Here is a 17,100-nt window from a genome sequence, read left to right on the forward strand (position 1 = left end):
CCTACGACCCGGTGGCCCGGGGTGAGAACAGCAAGGTGAACCAGGACAGGATCCCATCCAGGCGGGCGCCGAAGATCTGGACCAGCGCCTGCCCTCCGGGGGTCGCCCAGAGCGCGACCGCGAGTGCGGCGAGCCCGGCCAGTGCGAGCAGCACCAGCTGGAAGGTGGAGATCCTCTGACGGTACAGGCGGGAGACGCCTTTGGCGTCCACCAGCTTGGACCCGATGCGCAGCCGGGTCAGGAAGGTCGAGCTCATCCCGGCGCGTCCCTTGTCCAGGAACTCCTCCAGGGTGCCGTGAGTGCCGACGGCCACGATCACCGAAGCGCCCTTCTCGTCGGCCAGCAGCATCGCGATGTCCTCGCTGGTGCCGGAGGCCGGGAACGAGATCGCGTCCCGGTCCAGGCCCAGCTCCGTCAGCCGCTCCATCCCCGGGGCGCGGCCATCACGGTAGGCATGGACCACGAGCTCGGAACCGCTGCGCAGGGCACGGTCGGAGACCGAGTCCATGTCCCCGATGATCATGTCCGGATGGAACCCGGCGTCGATCACAGCGTCCGCACCGCCGTCGACACCGATGATGATCGGTCGGTTCTCGCGGAGGAAGGGCTTGAGGGTCGCCAGGTCCTCCTTGTAGTGGTAGCCGCGCACCACGATCAGCACCGGTCGCCCGTCCATGCGGGTGCGCACCTCGGGCGCGCCGATGCCGTCCAGCAGCAGATCCCGCTCCCGCAGCATGTATTCCATGGTGTTCTCGGCGAACAGTTCGAGCTGCTCGGACAGGCCCTCGCGCGCGATCTCGAGGGAGGCGGTGACGCTCTCGTCGTCCTGTCGGGTGCCGGCGGCGATCGGAGTCCCCTCGAGCTGCACCTCGCCGTCCGTCACGGTGATCGTCTCCCCGTCACGGACCCCTTCGAACACGGACTCGCCGAAGCTGTCGACCAGGACGATGCCTGCATCGATCAGGATTCGGGGACCGGCGTTCGGGTAGCGCCCGGAGGTCGACGCCGCGACGTTGAGCACGGCGGCCGGCTCCCGTTCGACCAGGGCCTCAGCGGCGACGCGGTCGATGTCCTCATGGTCGATGATCGCGATGTCACCGGGCTGGAGCCGCTTGGTGAGGTCCTTGGTGCGCTTGCCGAGCCGGGCGGTTCCGGTCACCGAGCGCACAGCGCTCATCGTCGCGCTCCCGGCGGAGTCTCATCAGAAGTCGCGACCGCACGTGCCTCGTCCAGGAGCTCCTCGGCATGGGCGAGGGCCAGGTCGGAGGCGTCGTCACCGGCGAGCATCCGTGCCAGCTCCCGGATCCGTGCCGGCTTGTCCAGATGCTCGACCGTGGAGCTGGTGGTGCCGTCGGTGGAGGACTTCACGATCTGCAGGTGGGTGCTGGCGTGGGCAGCGACCTGAGGAAGGTGGGTGACCACGATGACCTGGGCATGACGTGCCAGTCGGGCGAGCCGCTGCCCGACGGCGAGGGCGGCACGGCCGCCGATCCCCGCATCGATCTCGTCGAAGACGAACACCGGTGCCGCGCTGCGATCGTTCCGGGAGGAGGACAGCGCCACCTCGAGGGCGAGCATCACCCGGGAGAGCTCACCTCCGGAGGCGGCCTGGGCGACGGGCAGATGGTCGGCGCCGGGATGCGGGGCGAGGAGGATCGCGACGGCGTCGCAGCCGTGGGAGCGATGGCTCTGTACGGACACCTCCACTCGGATATCGGCGTCGGGCATCTCGAGATGCCGCAGCTCCTCCTGCACCGCGGAGGACAGAGCAGAGGCGGCGATGCGGCGGGCCTCGGTGAGCGCCGCAGCGGTCTCGGAGAGGTCCGCCTCAAGACCCTCGAGCCGGCCGACGGTCTCGGCCCGCTCCTCCTCGGCACCCTCATAGCGGTCCAGAGCGATCGCGGCGGTGCGGGAGGTGGCCAGCAGCGTGGTGATGTCCCCGGCCGGGCCGTCCGGGCCCGGCAGCATCGCGCCGAGGTCCCGGACCAGCAGGGTCAGCTCATGGAGACGTTCATTGGCCTCCTCGATCCTGCTGGGCGAGCCGTCGATGCTGTCTGCATAGCGGGAGATCTCCGCGGCGACGTCCGAGAGCTCGAGGCGCACGGCGTCCATCCGCTCGACCAGCGGTTCCAGAGTCGTATCGGTGCGGGCAGCGCGTCCCAGGCTCTCCGCCGCGAGTGCCAGCAGCGGTGCGGCGGCGGGGCCGTCATCGTCACCGACCAGGGCCAATGCTGCCTGCCCGGCGGCGCCGCGCAGCTCCTCGGCATTGGCGAGCCGCTCGATCTCGGCACGCAGATCCTCGTCCTCCCCCTCGACCGGGTCGGACTGCTCGAGCCGCTCGAGGGCCTGACGCAGCGCAGCGCCGCGCCGGTCTCGTTCAGTCAGCAGCTCATCGAGCTCGGCCAGACGCTCGGTGAGTGTGGAACGCTCGCGCCAGATCTCGCGGTGGCGGGTGAGCAGCGGTCCGATCTCAGCGATGGCGAAGCGATCCAGCGCATCGCGCTGGGCCTCGGGGTCGCGCAGACGCTGCTGATCGGACTGGCCGTGCACCGTGACCGCCGTGCCCACGAGACGGGCGAGCGTGCCGATCGGCACCGGGACCCCTCCGATCTGGGCGCGGGAGCGGCCATCGCGGGTGACCCGTCGGACCACCAGCACCTCGCCGTCCTCCTCTTCAGCGCCCAGCTCGTCGAGCGCGGCGGCGAGCTCGGTGTGGCCTGCCAGGGCGAGGGTGCCGTCGACGGTGCTGGAGCCGCGGGTGCGACCGCGGTCGAGCCGCTCGCCGAGCAGCATGGTCAGGCCGGTGACGATCATCGTCTTGCCCGCCCCGGTCTCACCGGTCAGCGCGGTGAATCCGGGCCCGAAATCGAGCATGGCGTCGTCGATCACACCGATCTGACGAATACGCAGGGTTGACAGCATGGTGGTGCCTCCTGCCCTCAGCGGGTGCCGGGGCTGCGACCCCGCCAGCCCACCACCGGCAGCTGGAACTTCTCGACGAGCCGGTCCGCGAAGGGCGTCGGCGCCAGCCGCGCCAGCCGCACGTACCGCTCGGAGAGCCGGGATTCGATGCGCATCCCTGCGGTGATGTCCTCGGTGCGTCGGCCATCCAGGGTGAGGATGCCGTCCTCGCGGTTGTCGAGGGTCATCTCGATCGCCGCCTCGGAGGAACGCCCCAGCACCAGCGGCCTGGCGAACAGGGCGTGCGCTGCCAGCGGGATCAGCATCATCGCGTCGACCTCCGGCCAGATCACCGGTCCGCCGGCGCTGAAGGCGTAGGCCGTCGAGCCGGTGGAGGTGGACAGCAGCACGCCGTCCGCCCCGAAGGAGGAGACCGGGCGCCCGTCGATCTCGATCGCGACGTTGATCATCTTCTGCCGGTCGGCCTTCTCGAGGGAGGCCTCGTTCAACGCCCAGTGATGGGCGAGGAGGGCGTCATCCGAATCCAGCACCGAGATGTCGAGGGTCGAACGCTTCTCGATGTCGTAATCGCCGTCGAGCAGGCGGGCGACGGTGATCGAGAGATCCTCGACCTCGCTCTCGGCGAGGAAGCCGACATGACCGAGGTTCACTCCGTGGACGGGGATGTCCGCCTCGCGCACGGCCTCGAGGGCGCGCAGGATGGTGCCGTCGCCGCCGAGGACGATGCCGAGTTCGACGAGATCCTCCGCCGTGACGGATTCGAGCACATCGACGGCGCCGTTGGTGAGGAAGGTCAGCAGGCGCGGGGGTGCCATGTCCTCGGGCAGGGCGAGGATCTCGTCGACCTGCTGCTGGACGACGATCGCACGCACGCCACGCAGCCGGAGCTCCTCGAGCACCGTGAGCGTCGCGCGCAGCGCCGCTCGGCGGCCCGTATGGACGTAGAGGAGGAACCGTCGCATCGGGGTCAGTCCTCCTGGCTGGGGTGCTGGTCGTGGCGTCGCCGCGGACGGTCCCCGCGCACGGCAGACTCGATCATGTCACAGGCCTCGGCATCCAGCGTGAACGCCGTGCCGTGCGGACGCAGATGCAGGAAGTACTCACGGTTGCCGTCCTGTCCGGGTAGCGTGCTGGGCCCGACAGCTGCTGCGGAGAGCCCGGATCCGGCGGCCGATTCTGCGACCTCGCGCACCGCCCGCACCCGTTCCGCCTGGTCGCTCACGACGCCGGACTTCGGCAGGGCTGCTCTTCCCACCTCGAACTGCGGCTTCACCATCAGCAGCAGCTGCCCGTCGGGCCGGACCACTGATCCAAGGGCCGCCAGGACTGTGCGCAGGGAGATGAAGGAGAGGTCCGCGACCAGGAGGTCGACGCTCGTTCCCAGCAGCGCGGGATGGAGATCGCGCACACTGGTGCCGTCGAGGACGGTGACGCGAGAATCCTCACGCACATGGTCTGCGAGCTGATCGCGGCCGATGTCGACCGCGATCACCGAGGCCGCACCGCGGCGCAGCAGCACATCGGTGAACCCACCGGTGGAGGCCCCCGCATCCAGGCAGCTCAGGCCCGCCGGGTCCAGGCCGAGCGCATCGAGGGCACCGGCGAGCTTGTGCGCGGCCCGGGAGGCGTATTCGATCCCGTCGGGCACATCGACGACGGCGAGCTCGGCGCCGGCAGGGACCGGCGTGGCGGGACGGGTGACCGTGCGGCCGTCGAGCCTGGCCCGCCCCTCCTCGATGATGCGCCGAGCATGGGTGCGGGACCGCGCGAGGCCGGCGGTGAGCAGCGCGACGTCGAGTCGGTCGCCGCTCACCGGTCCGTGGGCTGCACTGCGGCACCGTGCTGGTCGCGGAGCTCGCCGCGCCAGGCCTGTTCGGCGCTGTGGCTCGCCAGCAGCGCCAGCACCGCCCGCAGGATCCGCGGATCCTCGACCTCTCCGTGCAGCTCGATGTCTCCCTCGCGCCAGAGGGCGCGGACTGCTCCGCAGCGGGCGGTCTCACCGTCGACGACGGGCAGCGGGAAGGGAGCAGCGAGCTGCTCGAGGTCGGGCAGGATGAAGGTGGGTCGGCGCACCGGCTCTGCGCGCAGCGCAGACTCGATCCCATCCACTCCGGTGAGCACCAGCAGGGAGTCCATCCCTGCACGCACCGCCCCTTCGATGTCGGTGTCCAGCCGGTCGCCGATGATCAAGGGGCGCCGTGCGCCCTGATCCCGGGCGGCGACCTCGAACATGCCCGGCTCCGGCTTGCCGGCGACCGCAGGCTCGGCCCCGGTGGCGTGCCGCAGCACCGCCACCATGGAACCGTTGCCGGGCGCCAGCCCGCGCTCGGTGGGAAGTGTCGCGTCGATGTTGGTGGCCATCCAGAAGGCACCGTGCCTGATCGCGTAGGCACCTTCTGCCAGCAACGACCAGTCCAGATCCGGGGACCAGCCCTGGACCACGGCGACCACATCCTCGCTGTCGGTGTCCACCGGCTCGAGGCCGACTTCCCGGATCTGGGCGGCGAGGCTGGGACCACCGACGATCAGCACCTTCGAGCCTGCCTCGAGACGGTCTGCGAGCAGCCGCGACGCCACCTGAGGTGAGGTCACGAACTCCTCGGGCCGGGCAGCGACACCGACCACTGCGAGGTGGTCAGCGGCCTGCTGCGGAGTGCGGGAGGCGTTGTTCGTCGCGAAGACGACGGTGCGACCGGCGGCACGCGCGATCTCCACCGCCTCGGCGGCGTGCGGGATCGGCTGGGCGCCGTGCATCAGCGTCCCATCGAGATCCAGCAGCAGCGCATCGTACAGATCCAGCAGCGAAGGATCAGGCCGACGGATCATGCCGACTCCTCCGATGCTCGCGTCTCCTCGATCTTCTCCTCTGCGGGCAGAGAAGCCTCAGGCAGCTCATCGGCCGTGGCGGGCTCGGCCGCGTCGGAGGACACTCCCTCGACAGCGGGCTCCTCCACGTCAGCAGGCTCCCCCGCATCAGCAGGCTCGTCGACGTCAGCGGGCTCCTCCACGTCAGCGTCAGAGAGTTCTGCGTCGACCTCGTCGGAGGCGCCCGCGGGCAGCTCGTCCTCCTCCTCGGAGTCGTTCTCGCCCTCGAAGCCGTTCTCGCCCTCGGCGTCGAAGTCATCAGCATCAGCATCAGCATCAGCATCAGCATCAGCATCAGCATCAGCATCAGCATCAGGGTCGTAGGCGTCGAGGACCGAGATCTGCTCGTCGTCGGCCCAGGTGGGCTCCTCCGCCGGCTGCGGAGCCGGGCGGCCCAGACGCTCGGCGGCGTCGGTCACTCCCTCGGAGTCGGCATCCGCCGCCAGCGTGAGCCAGCGCTTCGCCTCGTCGGGACGGCCCGCACGCTCGAGGAGATCGGCGTAGGCGACCCACAGGCGCACCTGCCAGCGTCCCTCGACCTTGTGCCGCAGCGCGGGGATCTCGAGCGTGCGCAGAGCAGTCTCGATGTCCCCCGTATCCGCGTAGGCACCGGCCACCACGATGATCAGCTCGATCGATGCATTGACGCCGAGATCGGAGGCATCCTCCGAGGAGGCGATGTCCAGGGCACGCTCCGGCCTGCCCAGCCCACGCTCCGAATCCGCGATCATCGGCAGCACATCAGTGCGCCCGGTGATGCGCAGCGATGTGCGCAGCTCGCGCGACGCCGTGCGGAAGTCGCCGGCGCGATAGGCGATGATGCCGTGAGCCTCTCGCACCGCACCGACACGACCGCCGAGGCGCGCAGCGAAGCGGGCATGCGCCTGCGCGGTCTCGTTGTCGGACTCCTCCAGGAGGTAGGCCGCGACCATATGGCGGGAGACCCGCTCTGCGGTGTCCTTGCTCAGCCCGCGCAGCTCTGCCTGGATGTCCTTGCCCAGCTCCCGCCCCGTGATGCTCTCCGGGATGCGGGGCTCGATCGGCCGGTCAGCACGAGCCTCCTGGCCCGGACGGGTGTTGCGCGAGTCGTCTCGGGGTGCATATTCAGGGCGGTCCCTGCCGTGATCGCGTGCTCCACCGTGATCGCGCACTCCACCGTGGCTGCGTGCACCGCCATGGTCACGTGCACCGCCGTAATCACTGCGTCCCCGGCTACCGCGGGTGTCGCGGTCATCCCGACGCGGGCGATCTTCGCGCCACGGACGGTCCTCGCGCGGTCGCGCATCCCGATCTTCACGGGGGCGGAAGTCCTTGCGGTCCCGCTTCTCCCACGGCTTGTCCTCACGGCGTCCGCTGGCGTCGCCGCGTGCATGATCGGGGCGACCACCGCTGCGGTCCTCACGCGGACGGAAGTCCTGACGATCCCGCTTCTCCCACGGCTTGTCCTCGCGACCGCTACGGGAGTCCGGACGGGAACCGGCGGGGCGAGCGCCACCACGGTCATCGCGGGGGCGGTAGTCCTTGCGGTCGCGGTTCTCCCAGGGCCGGTCCTCACGGCCACCACGAGAGTCCGGACGGGAACCGGCGGGGCGAACGCCACCACGGTTCTCCCAGGGCTTGTCCTCACGGCGCGAGCCGGCGTCGCCGCGAGCGTGCTCCGGACGGCCGCCGCTGCGCTCTTCGCGCGGTCGGTAGTCCTTGCGGTCCCGCTTCTCCCAGGGCTTGTCATCACGACTGCCGCGGGAGTCACTGCCGCGAGAGTCCTGGCCTCCTCGGAAGCCCCCGGAATCCTCGGAGCGGCGCGGCCGCTGAGACCAGGATGAGCCGCGGTCATCACGACGCGGTCCACCGCTGGTGCGGCCGGTCTCGTCATTGGGGCGGTAGGGCCGCTTCCGTGCGGTCCCGGACGCGTCGCCGACAGAGCGGGGGCGGTCCTGACGGGCGCTGCGCGGCCCGTCCTTCTCCCAGGACCCCTGAGTCCTGGGCCGCCCGCGCCCGTCGCCGGACGACGAGCGGGAGTGCGGTGTCGTGGAATTGTCGTCGCGCCGCTGGCCGTACCGACTCTTGTCGCCCTGGCCGTGGTCGCCCCTGTTATTGCTGTCCTCAGACACCTGGACCGTCCGTCTCTTCGTCTCGCCCTTATGTCGTTTTCTCCCGGGAGCCTATGCGACCACCTGCAATTGACGCTCCGGTAACGGCCCTATCCGTGACTGCTTTCACCAGGGTCACGACCACGCCCTTCACAGGAAGGAACCGGGCCCCGACGGGCTCAGCCGCGCAGCATCCTCATGCCGGCCGCCAGACCACAAGCTCCTCCCCCGGCACCTCCAGGTCCGCACCCGCGATGCTGAGCCGTGCCGGTGAACTGCCATGGTTCAGGACGACCACGGCCTCCCCGCGACGGATCACTTCGACCTGCTCAGGGAGGCTGGCCAGCTCCAGGCCCGCGGCAGCCGCGGCCCGTCCGATCACGGAATGGAGCGTCTCAGGATCCAGCAGGCCGCCGAGGTACCAGATCGCCCCCTTCCCCAGCTCCCGGTGGGTGACCACCGGTCGCCCCTGCAGTGCACCCTCCGCCACGGTCCAGAGGCGATGCGCCGTCGTCGTGCGCAGAACCTCGACGAATCGTGACACCTCGGCCTCCGCCCCCGTGTCGTCGCAGACGACGATCGGCGCTGCGAGCGGCCACGGCTCCTCGCGGAACACCCCTGCGAGCTCGAGCAGGCCGCCTCCGAAGCCGCCGAGATGAGCACGGACATCCTGGTCCACGACCCCGCTGTGCGGGCCAATGAGCAGCTGGCCTCCGTCCCGCACGAACTGCTCCAGTACCGGGGTCAGCTCGGCCCGGGCAAGGAACTGTGAGGGCAGCACGACGAGGTCATAGCGACTGTGCAGGCTGCTTCCCGACGGTTCTGCACCGCCTTCTGCTGCTCCGAATTCTTCTGTGGGGGCGAACAGGGTCGACGGGCCGATGTCGACCCGTTCCCCGGCACGGAAGAACGGCTCGTAATACATCTCGTTCTGCGCGATCGGGTCGAGAGCCGACGTGGCCCGGCCTCCTCCCACGGCGGCGCGCCAGGACTCCCAGTCGTGGACGAAGAACACCCGAGAGGTGCCGGGGGCGATGTCCGCCAGCGGGCTGTCGTCGAGCTCGCGCCCGAGTTCGGCGACTCCGCAGAATCGGGCGGTGTCCGCCCCTGCATGCGGGACCAGGGCCGAGTGGAAGGTCTCGGGTCCGCTCGCCGCCTGGCGGAACTGGAAGTAGGAGATGACATCGGCGCCGTGGGCGTGAGCGCGCCAGGTATCCAGACGGTTCTGAGCGGCGGTCTTCGGCACGTTGTGGGCGCGCCAGTTCACGGCTCCCGCCGCTTGCTCCATCAGCACCCACGGACGCCCGTGCCCCAGAGTGCGCAGATAGGAGTGGGTCAGCGAGGCCGTCAGGCGGGAGGCGGGATCCGCCGGGTCTGTGTAGTGGTCATCCGCCAGCACATCGACATGCTCGCTCCACGCCCCGTAGTCGACCAGCGGGAAGAAGCCCATGAAGTTGGTGGTGATGCAGGCGTCGGGCGCCGCCTCACGGATGATCCCCGCCAGATCGAGATAGCAGTCCAGCAGCTGATCTGAGGTGAAGCGGGCGAAGTCGAGCTCGAGCGCAGGATTTAAGAGATAGGGCGTCTCGCGGGGTGGGATCACGTCCTCGAACCCGCGCAGCCCCATCGACCACACCGTGGTCCCCCACGCCTGGTTCAGCACATCGATGTCACCATAACGCGCCTGCAGCCAGGCACGGAAGGCACCGGCGGTGCTGTCGTCATGGGACAGCTGGCCGTACTCGTTGCCGACGTGCCACATCACCACCGCCGGATGCTCCGCATATCGCTGCACCAGCATCCGCGTGATCCGTCTGGCTGCCTCACGATAGGCGGGAGAGGACGGGTTGAACTGATTGCGCGAACCCCACCAGAGAGTGCTTCCCGAGCGGGTCTCCGGGAGGGAGCCCGGGTGCATCACGCCGAGCCACGGGGGTGGTGACGCGACCGGGATCGCAAGGTCCACGGCGATGCCTCGCGCATGGAGGTCATCGAGCACCTGGTCGAGCCATGCCACATCGAAGCGTCCCGGCTCCGGCTCCAGCCGCGCCCAGGAGAACACCCCGACAGTCACGAAGTCGACATGGGCGCGATCCATCAGATCCAGATCCTCGGCATGCACCTCGCGAGGCCATTGCTCGGGGTTGTAATCTGCGCCGAAGAGCGCTCCGCGCACGCCGTGCTGGGCGCGAAGATGGGACAATACGTCACAAGATCGGGACATCGCACTTCTCATCGTCATTCACATTCCTCCTGGCAGAGAGGCGGCGCCATGGCCACCATGTCGGATATTGCGCGCGAGGCCGGCGTCTCCCTGAGCACCGTCTCCTACGCGCTGAGCGGCAAGAGGGCGATCTCCGCAGCGACCAGGGAACGGATCAATGCGGCGATCACGCGCCTGAGCTACCACCCCCATGCGGGGGCTCGCGCCCTCGCCTCGCAGCGAGCCGGAACGATCGGGCTCGCGGTCCCGCTGGCTGCGGATGTCGATGCGCACGTGGTGATGATGTTCGTCCGTTCGCTGATGACGGCTGCCCACGCAGCCTCCAGCGAGATCCTCCTGATCGCGGCAGAGGACCATGAGGCGACCGTGCGAGTGCTCGCAGAGGGCAAAGTCGACGCACTGGTGGTGATGGACGTGGTCGAAGACGATCCGCGGATCCCGGTCCTGGCCGACGCCGCACGTCCCGTCGTGCTGCTGGGCTATCCGAGCCAGGCGCTCGGCATCCCCCGGGTCGACTTCGACTTCGAACAGGCTTCGACGCTGGCCGTGACCGAACTGCATCGCCGAGGTGCTCGACGACTGGTGATGATCGGATCGCCTGCGGCGACCCAGACCCGTCACGCCACCTACGCCGACCGCGCCACCCGAGGCTTCAGGGATACCTGTGCCCGCCTCGAGCTGCCAGCCCGTCACCTGGTCCACGACCATGAGGTCGACTCCACGGGGCAGATGATCCGCACGATCCTCACGAACGACCGTCCTGATGCACTGGTCATCCATAACGAGAGCGCGCTGCCTGCGATCCACCGGGCACTGGCGGCCGAAGGGATCTCGATGCCTGCCGACCTGCAGGTCGTGGCCATCGCTCCCCGGGAGACGACCCTGCTCGGTGCCGTGGAGTACACGGCTGTCGAGATTCCTGTCGCGGAGATCGGACGGGCCGCAGTGACCACGGCGACTGATCTCATCGAGGGGCGCGGGGACCCCCGCGACCAGCTGATAGCGCCATCACTCATCGAGCGCGACACCACCCATCGGCTGCAGGCCTGACCGCTCGTCCCTCGCAGCACGTCGGTCAGCCTCCACACACTCGCCGACCTCCTACCGCTCGTCCCTCGCAGCACGTCGGTCAGCCCTTGACCGCGCCGATCATGACGCCGGTCTTGAAGTGGCGCTGGATGAACGGGTACACGATCACCACCGGCACCAGCGCGATCACCATCACCGCCATCTGCACCGCGAGCGTGGCCACCTCGCCCGAGCCCACATCGACCTGGCCCGGAACAGAGACGCCCTGCAGCACGAAGCTGCGCAGCACCACCTGCAGAGGCTGCATGGCAGAGTCGTTGATGTAGAGGATCGCGTTGAAGAAGGCGTTCCAGTAGCCGACGGCATAGAACAGGGCGACCACGGCCACCACCGCCTTCGACATCGGGAGCACCATCTGGAACAGGATCCGCCAGTCCGAAGCGCCATCGATCCGTGCAGACTCTAGGATGCCCTGGTCGATGCCTTGGAAGAAGCCGCGCATGATCACGATGTTGAAGGCGGAGATGGCGCTGGGCAGGATCAGCGCCCAGTAGCTGTCGATCAGTCCCAGCCCCGAGACCAGCAGGTACATCGGGATCATGCCGGCGCCGAAGAACATGGTGCCCAGCATCAGGAACAGGATCGGGGTATGCAGGAGGCTCCCCGGCCGGGACAGGCCGTAGGCGGCCAGCACCGACACCGTCAGAGACAGCGCCGTGCCCACCGCGGTCACCCCGAGGCTGACGATCACTGCGCGGGTGACGATGCCGCCCGAGAGCACCTGGCGGTAGGCGTCCAGGGTGATTCCGTCGGGGAACAGCACCAGGCCGCCGGCCCGCGTGATCGCGCCCTGCGGCGAGAGGCTGGTAAGGATGATCGTGTAGAGCGGGACCAGCACCGCCAGACAGATCAGCACCAGCACGATGCCCTTCGCGCCCTGTGCCGGGAGCGAGGGGTCCTCGTCCCAGACCGGTCGCGAGGAGGGACGGCGCTTGCGCGGCGGGCTGCCTGCGCCGGCGAGCACGCCGGTGGCCACGCCCTGGCGAACCGGCGCGCTGACGGGGCTGGGCCCGGGCCCGATAGAGGTGCTCATGCCTTCTGATACACCCCCGCCTCACCGAACAGATGCGCGATCTTGTTGGCTCCCAGCACCAGGATCATGCTGACCACTCCCTTCAGGAGTCCGGCGGCAGCGGCGTAGCTCCAGTCGCCGTTCTGCACGCCCGTGTAGTAGACGAAGGTGTCCAGGACCTCGGCGCGACCGGCGCCGACAGCGTCCCGTTGGAGGATCAGCTGCTCGAAGCCGACCGTCAGGGAATTGCCGAGGTTGAGGATCAGCAGCAGCACGATCACCGCCCGCATACCGGGGAGGGTGATGTGCCAGATGCGGCGCCATTTCCCTGCGCCGTCCATCGCGGCGGACTCATACAGGGCCGGATCGATGGCGTTCAGCGCGGCGAGGAAGACGATGATGCCCCAGCCGGCGTCCTTCCACACCACCTGAGACGTGATGAGGAACAGGAACGTATCGGGATCGGTCATGACGTTCACCGTGCCGAGACCGAACTCGCGGGTGAACTGGTTGAGCAGACCGGCGCCGCCCAGGATCTGGTGGAAGATCGAGACCACCACCACCCAGGAGAAGAAGTGCGGCAGATACACGATCGATTGGATGACCGTGCGGACCTTCTCATTGAGGATCGAGTTCAGCAGGATCGCCAGGATGATCGGGATCGGGAAGTAGAACACCAGCTGGAAAGCAGTGATCACCAGCGTGTTCTTGACTGCGTTCCAGAACAGGGGATCCAGCAGCACCCGCTCGAACTGGTGCGCTCCGACCCAGGAGCTGTTCCTGATCCCGATGAACGGGGAGTAGTCCTGGAACGCGATCACGTTCCCGAGGATCGGGATGTACGCGAACACCAGCAGCAGCACGACCATCGGCATGGTCATGAGGATCAGCGAGCGATCACGGCGCAGCCGGCTTGTGAAGCTGACGGTGCGGCGGCCAGGCCCCGTCGACCCACCTGCCGCGGGGCGGCGGGAGGGTCGACGGGACCGTAACGGCCGTGCAGTATCTATGGACATGGACACCTCGGTTCTGGAAGCGCGACAGCTGATGGGCAGTCAGTTCAGGACATGAGCTCAGTTCAGGACATGAACTCGGCGTAGAAGTCGCGCAGCTTGTCGCCCCCGGAGGAGCGCCAGTGCTCCACCGCTTCATCGAGTGCGCCGATGTCCTTGCGCCCGCGGCTGATGTCCACGACCAGATCGTCAAACGGCTGGCTGAGGGAGCCGAACTCTGAGGGCTCCTGGATCTGGATTCCGTAGAACAGCGGATCGACCACGTGCTCGGACTGACGGGCCATCCACTGGGTCGAGGCCTCGACGTACTCCGGGAACTGCACCTTGGCGTTGACGATCCCGGGCTGGGCGAGGAACTGGTAGGTGGAGGTCACCTCGCGCCGGCCCTGGTCGTTCATCTGAGGGACGCCGTGCTCATCGCGCTCGAAGTGAGTGCCCTCCACTCCGTAGGTGAGCAGGTCGAACTCCTCGGTCCCGAACTGGGAGGCGCACCAGTCGGCGATGCGCAGCAGCTCGCGCACCTGCTCGGCGTCATCGTTCTTCTTGAGGAAGGAGAAGATGTTGACCGGAGCGCCGCGGTACAGGGTCGGTGCCCCGCCATCGGGTGCGAACAGGTCCATCGCCATCTGGTCGAAGTCCGGGTTGGTGGGACGCACCCGAGTGAGGGCTTCGTGCCAGCCGCCGACGCCGTCGTTCATCACGAGGGTCTGACCGGATTCGAAGCGGTCCTTGGCGGGTCCGTCGTTGCCGGCTACGGCGTCCGGGTGCATCGCACCGGACTCGATCACCTTGGTCAGCCAGACGATGGCTTCCTTGTACTCCTCCATCTCGAAGGGATGGACCAGCTTCCCGTCACGCTCCGCAAAGGTCGAGGGAATCGCGTACATCATCTGTGCGGTGTTCCAGAGGTTCTCGCAGCCCCAGCGATTGGCTCCCTCGTCGATGATCTCGGTCAGCACCGACAGGAACGAGTCGGCGTCGGTGGGCGGCTCGACCCCCAACTGCTCGAACAGGTCCTTGCGATAGAACACCGCGTTCGTGATCAGCTCGGACGGGTAGGGAAGGCCGTAGATGCGGCCGTTGAACATCGAGTATGCCCATGCCGCAGGATCCAGCCGCGCAAGGTTCGGGTAGTCATGGATCGCATCGCCGGCCAGATGCTCGGTGAGGTCCTGGAACACGTTGCCGACACCCTCGATGAAGCGCGGGGGGATGTTCCAGGAAGGGATCACCATCCAGTCGGGCACGTTCTTCGGGGAGGCGAGCACCGTCTGCACCTTGTCCGCGTAGGTGTTGCCATCGGCCACCTGGAACTCCAGGGTCGCGCCGAGCTGCTCGTTGACTGCGTCGTAGTAGGCGTTGTCGCCGAGGTTCGGCGGCGAGGTCCACCAGGCCGGGCTCATCACGGTGTAGTCGCCGCCCGCACCGGGCACCGCGTCGACGCCCTTGACCAGCGGGTCGGGCATCGTGACGTAGCCGGGAGTGGAGCCGTTCACGCTCGGGAAGTCCGGCTCGACGAGGAACTCCAGAGCGCTGTTCGGGAGCGAGGCTTCGACCTCGGCCGTGAGCTCGGCACCGGTCAGCACTCCCCCGCTGCCGGAGCCTGCGGCAGAGCCTCCGGATCCTCCACAGGCGGCGAGGCCCAGGGCTCCGGCGCCGATACCGAGGTATCCGAGCAGCCGCCGACGCGAGACCGCGTTGTCGATGAGGTTCATGATCCACTCACTTCCTTGTGACGGTATGCGGTTGCCGAATGAGCGACCGCAGTTCTCCCCCGGTAGCCGAAGCAGTCCGGGTGATGAATCTCGAGCACGGACTAGCCAAGTGTCGAAGCGCTTCGATAGGCTCGAACCTTAACCGTCGACCAGGCTCGTGGCAAGACCTCTGTCAGGAGCTCTCGACGGAACCTCCTGTGCCCCGCCGTCGAAGAGGACCCCATGGCATCCGTCCCATCCACGTCTTGGCTGGAGACTCGCGCGATCCTCGATGCGAGTGATGTCGAGCGCCTGGAGCACGCTCGCGCGCTGGTCCGTGCGATGGACATCGAGGAGAAGCTGCCGTTCCTGCACCAGCACAGCCCTGGTGTGGAACGGCTGGGCATCGGCCCGTTCTCCACGGGCACCGAGGCGCTGCACGGCGTCGCCTGGCGGGGTCCAGCCGTCACCTATCCGCAGCCCGTCGGGCTCGCGGCGACTTGGGACGCAGACCTGCTCGAAGCCGTGGGCGAACAGATCGCGCGGGAGGTGCGGGTTCATCATGGGCACGAGCAGCCGGCCAGCTTGAACGTCTGGGCGCCCGTGGTGAATCCGCTGCGTCACCCGCTGTGGGGGCGCAATGAGGAGGGCTTGTCCGAAGATCCGCTGCTCAATGCGCGCCTGGGCAGCGCGATCGCTCGGGGCTTGCGTGGAGCGGGCCCGGTGTGGGCGACGGTGCCGACGCTCAAGCACTTCCTGGGCTACTCCCATGAGGTCGACCGCGCCGCCACCTCGTCCGAGCTCTCGCCACGGGTGCTGCACGAGTATGAGCTGCCGGGTTTCGAAGAGGCATTGGCCAGCGGCGCCGCGGGTGCGGTGATGCTCTCCTACAACTTCGCCAACGGGGTCCCCGCGCATCTCTCCCCGCTGGTGAACGACCACCTGCGTCACCTGGTCGGCGATCCTGATCTGCTGTTCGTGGTCAGCGATGCGGGCGCACCCACGAATCTCTTCTCGATCCAGGGCGCCTGCGCGGATCTCACCGAGGCGGTGGCCGCGATGCTGCGAGCCGGCGTCGACTCCTTCACCGACCATGACCGGGACTCGGGGCCGACGATCCGAGCCGCACGAGCCGCGCTCGAGGCGAGCCTGATCCAGGAGCGACACATCGACCAGGCGGTGGTCCGCCAGCTGGTTCTGCGTGCCCGAACCGGTGAGCTTCCGATGTCCCCGTCCGCTGCGAGCACTGCACCCAACTCCCCTAGCGCCGACCGGCCCGCCTACACATTCGATCGCGAGGCGGCGACTGCACTGTCCGAGCAGGTCGCTGCGAGAGCTGCCGTGCTGCTCAAGCACGACAACGCGGCCCTGCCAGCGCGTTCCGGCAGCACCATCGCGGTGCTCGGCTACCTCGGCGGGACAGTGCTCCAGGACTGGTACAGCGGAGACCTGGTCGATCCGGTGCCACTCGACGTTGCACTAGCGGCCGAGCACGATGGGCCGGTGCGCTCCGCAGCATGCCTGGACGTCATCCAGCTCCTGGTGGACGGAGCACCCCTGACTCGAACGAGCGCTGATGGCCTCCGCCTCAGCGAACGCCCGAGCGACGTCCCGCGGCTCCCCGATGCCAGGGCCGGGTCGATCGACCCCGTCAACCTTGAGGTCCTCGACCACGGCCACGGGGTGTTGAGCCTGCGGGAGCTGAGAACAGGACTCTGGCTCGCGCCGGATGGGTACGGATATGTGCGCGCCAGCAGTGAGCGAATCGGTGGCTGGAGCGTCCAGGAGACGTTCCGCGCTCTGCGGGGCCCGGACGGACAGACTCGGCTGCAGCACGTGGCCAGCGGGTGCTGGGTACGCAGCGAACGGCAGACGGGAAAGCTCATCCTGGGCACGAGCGATCCTGCCGACGCTCTACCCCTCACCTGGCATGCGATCAGCACTCGAGAAGAGCAGGCGCGCAGAGCAGTGGACGGCGCGGACCTCGTGATCGCGGTGGTCGGCAACGAACCCCATGTGAACGGCAGAGAGACCGAGGACAGAACCTCACTGGCTCTCTCGGACCCTGATCGGCGACTCGTCGAGCTGCTGCCAGAGCCGGGGTCCCGAGCGCGCACTGCGCTCTTGCTGGTGTCGTCTGTCAAGGGACATCGGGATCTCCCTGTGGGCGGACGTTTGATCTCCCTGTCCG

General features: G+C 68.3%; 13 protein-coding genes. 3 read left to right on the top strand and 10 right to left on the bottom strand.

Translation table 11 applies throughout. From position 1 onward, the window contains the following. Position 1: 1 nt before the first annotated feature. The 6 genes from steA to ACTH43_RS14680 are packed head-to-tail and all read right to left on the bottom strand — an operon-like array spanning position 2 to position 6,938. Entirely contained in the window at positions 2 to 1,177 is a 1,176-nt protein-coding gene (gene steA, locus ACTH43_RS14655; protein ID WP_441445632.1) for a putative cytokinetic ring protein SteA, read from the bottom strand. Continuing rightward, entirely contained in the window at positions 1,174 to 2,922 is a 1,749-nt protein-coding gene (gene recN / locus ACTH43_RS14660; RefSeq protein WP_441445633.1) for a DNA repair protein RecN, read from the bottom strand. The genes steA and recN overlap by 4 nt, the downstream gene beginning before the upstream one ends. A gap of 17 nt (positions 2,923 to 2,939) precedes the next feature. Then, positions 2,940 to 3,884 carry an NAD kinase gene (locus ACTH43_RS14665; RefSeq protein WP_441445634.1) on the bottom strand — a complete coding sequence of 315 codons (945 nt, stop codon included), beginning with the start codon at positions 3,882 to 3,884 and terminating at the stop codon, positions 2,940 to 2,942. Between the two features lie 5 nt (positions 3,885 to 3,889). After that, positions 3,890 to 4,735: a TlyA family RNA methyltransferase gene (locus tag ACTH43_RS14670; RefSeq protein WP_441445635.1), complete on the bottom strand. Its 846-nt coding sequence runs from the start codon at positions 4,733 to 4,735 to the stop codon at positions 3,890 to 3,892. Continuing rightward, positions 4,732 to 5,748: an HAD-IIA family hydrolase gene (locus ACTH43_RS14675; RefSeq protein ID WP_441445636.1), complete on the bottom strand. Its 1,017-nt coding sequence runs from the start codon at positions 5,746 to 5,748 to the stop codon at positions 4,732 to 4,734. Before ACTH43_RS14675 ends, ACTH43_RS14670 begins: the two co-directional genes overlap by 4 nt. After that, positions 5,745 to 6,938: a hypothetical protein gene (locus ACTH43_RS14680; RefSeq protein ID WP_441445637.1), complete on the bottom strand. Its 1,194-nt coding sequence runs from the start codon at positions 6,936 to 6,938 to the stop codon at positions 5,745 to 5,747. Before ACTH43_RS14680 ends, ACTH43_RS14675 begins: the two co-directional genes overlap by 4 nt. Here ACTH43_RS14680 and ACTH43_RS14685 point away from each other — a divergent pair. Then, positions 6,927 to 7,610: a hypothetical protein gene (locus ACTH43_RS14685; RefSeq protein ID WP_441445638.1), complete on the top strand. Its 684-nt coding sequence runs from the start codon at positions 6,927 to 6,929 to the stop codon at positions 7,608 to 7,610. The two genes, ACTH43_RS14680 and ACTH43_RS14685, sit on opposite strands and share 12 nt — an antisense overlap. 463 nt (positions 7,611 to 8,073) lie before the next feature. On the opposite strand, the gene ACTH43_RS14690 is transcribed toward ACTH43_RS14685, so the two are convergent. After that, positions 8,074 to 10,101 carry a beta-galactosidase gene (locus ACTH43_RS14690; protein WP_441445639.1) on the bottom strand — a complete coding sequence of 676 codons (2,028 nt, stop codon included), beginning with the start codon at positions 10,099 to 10,101 and terminating at the stop codon, positions 8,074 to 8,076. Between the two features lie 48 nt (positions 10,102 to 10,149). Between ACTH43_RS14690 and ACTH43_RS14695 the strand changes: the two genes are divergently transcribed. Further along, entirely contained in the window at positions 10,150 to 11,151 is a 1,002-nt protein-coding gene (locus ACTH43_RS14695; protein WP_441445640.1) for a LacI family DNA-binding transcriptional regulator, read from the top strand. A gap of 79 nt (positions 11,152 to 11,230) precedes the next feature. Here ACTH43_RS14695 and ACTH43_RS14700 read toward each other — a convergent pair whose 3' ends face one another. The 3 genes from ACTH43_RS14700 to ACTH43_RS14710 form a co-directional block, all read right to left on the bottom strand. Next, positions 11,231 to 12,223, bottom strand: a complete 993-nt coding sequence (locus ACTH43_RS14700) for a carbohydrate ABC transporter permease (protein ID WP_441445641.1) — start codon at positions 12,221 to 12,223, stop codon at positions 11,231 to 11,233. Next, complete coding sequence (locus ACTH43_RS14705; protein WP_441445642.1) at positions 12,220 to 13,218, bottom strand: ABC transporter permease; 999 nt, start codon at positions 13,216 to 13,218, stop codon at positions 12,220 to 12,222. The genes ACTH43_RS14700 and ACTH43_RS14705 overlap by 4 nt, the downstream gene beginning before the upstream one ends. Before the next feature lie 62 nt (positions 13,219 to 13,280). After that, entirely contained in the window at positions 13,281 to 14,930 is a 1,650-nt protein-coding gene (locus ACTH43_RS14710) for an extracellular solute-binding protein (protein WP_441445643.1), read from the bottom strand. A 222-nt stretch (positions 14,931 to 15,152) separates the two neighbouring features. Between ACTH43_RS14710 and ACTH43_RS14715 the strand changes: the two genes are divergently transcribed. Further along, on the top strand, positions 15,153 to 17,100 hold a 1,948-nt coding region (locus tag ACTH43_RS14715), incomplete at its 3' end, for a glycoside hydrolase family 3 N-terminal domain-containing protein (RefSeq protein ID WP_441445644.1).

Source organism: Brachybacterium sp. (assembly GCF_052095815.1).
Taxonomy (GTDB): Bacteria; Actinomycetota; Actinomycetes; order Actinomycetales; family Dermabacteraceae; genus Brachybacterium.

What these genes read in the sequence shown, in the direction of transcription:
- steA (WP_441445632.1), bottom strand. Translation starts at nt 1,177, where the DNA reads ATGAGCGCTGTGCGCTCGGTGACCGGAACCGCCCGGCTCGGCAAGCGC.
- recN (WP_441445633.1), bottom strand. Translation starts at nt 2,922, where the DNA reads ATGCTGTCAACCCTGCGTATTCGTCAGATCGGTGTGATCGACGACGCC.
- ACTH43_RS14665 (WP_441445634.1), bottom strand. Translation starts at nt 3,884, where the DNA reads ATGCGACGGTTCCTCCTCTACGTCCATACGGGCCGCCGAGCGGCGCTG.
- ACTH43_RS14675 (WP_441445636.1), bottom strand. Translation starts at nt 5,748, where the DNA reads ATGATCCGTCGGCCTGATCCTTCGCTGCTGGATCTGTACGATGCGCTG.
- ACTH43_RS14690 (WP_441445639.1), bottom strand. Translation starts at nt 10,101, where the DNA reads ATGTCCCGATCTTGTGACGTATTGTCCCATCTTCGCGCCCAGCACGGC.
- ACTH43_RS14695 (WP_441445640.1), top strand. Translation starts at nt 10,150, where the DNA reads ATGGCCACCATGTCGGATATTGCGCGCGAGGCCGGCGTCTCCCTGAGC.
- ACTH43_RS14700 (WP_441445641.1), bottom strand. Translation starts at nt 12,223, where the DNA reads ATGAGCACCTCTATCGGGCCCGGGCCCAGCCCCGTCAGCGCGCCGGTT.
- ACTH43_RS14705 (WP_441445642.1), bottom strand. Translation starts at nt 13,218, where the DNA reads ATGTCCATAGATACTGCACGGCCGTTACGGTCCCGTCGACCCTCCCGC.
- ACTH43_RS14710 (WP_441445643.1), bottom strand. Translation starts at nt 14,930, where the DNA reads ATGAACCTCATCGACAACGCGGTCTCGCGTCGGCGGCTGCTCGGATAC.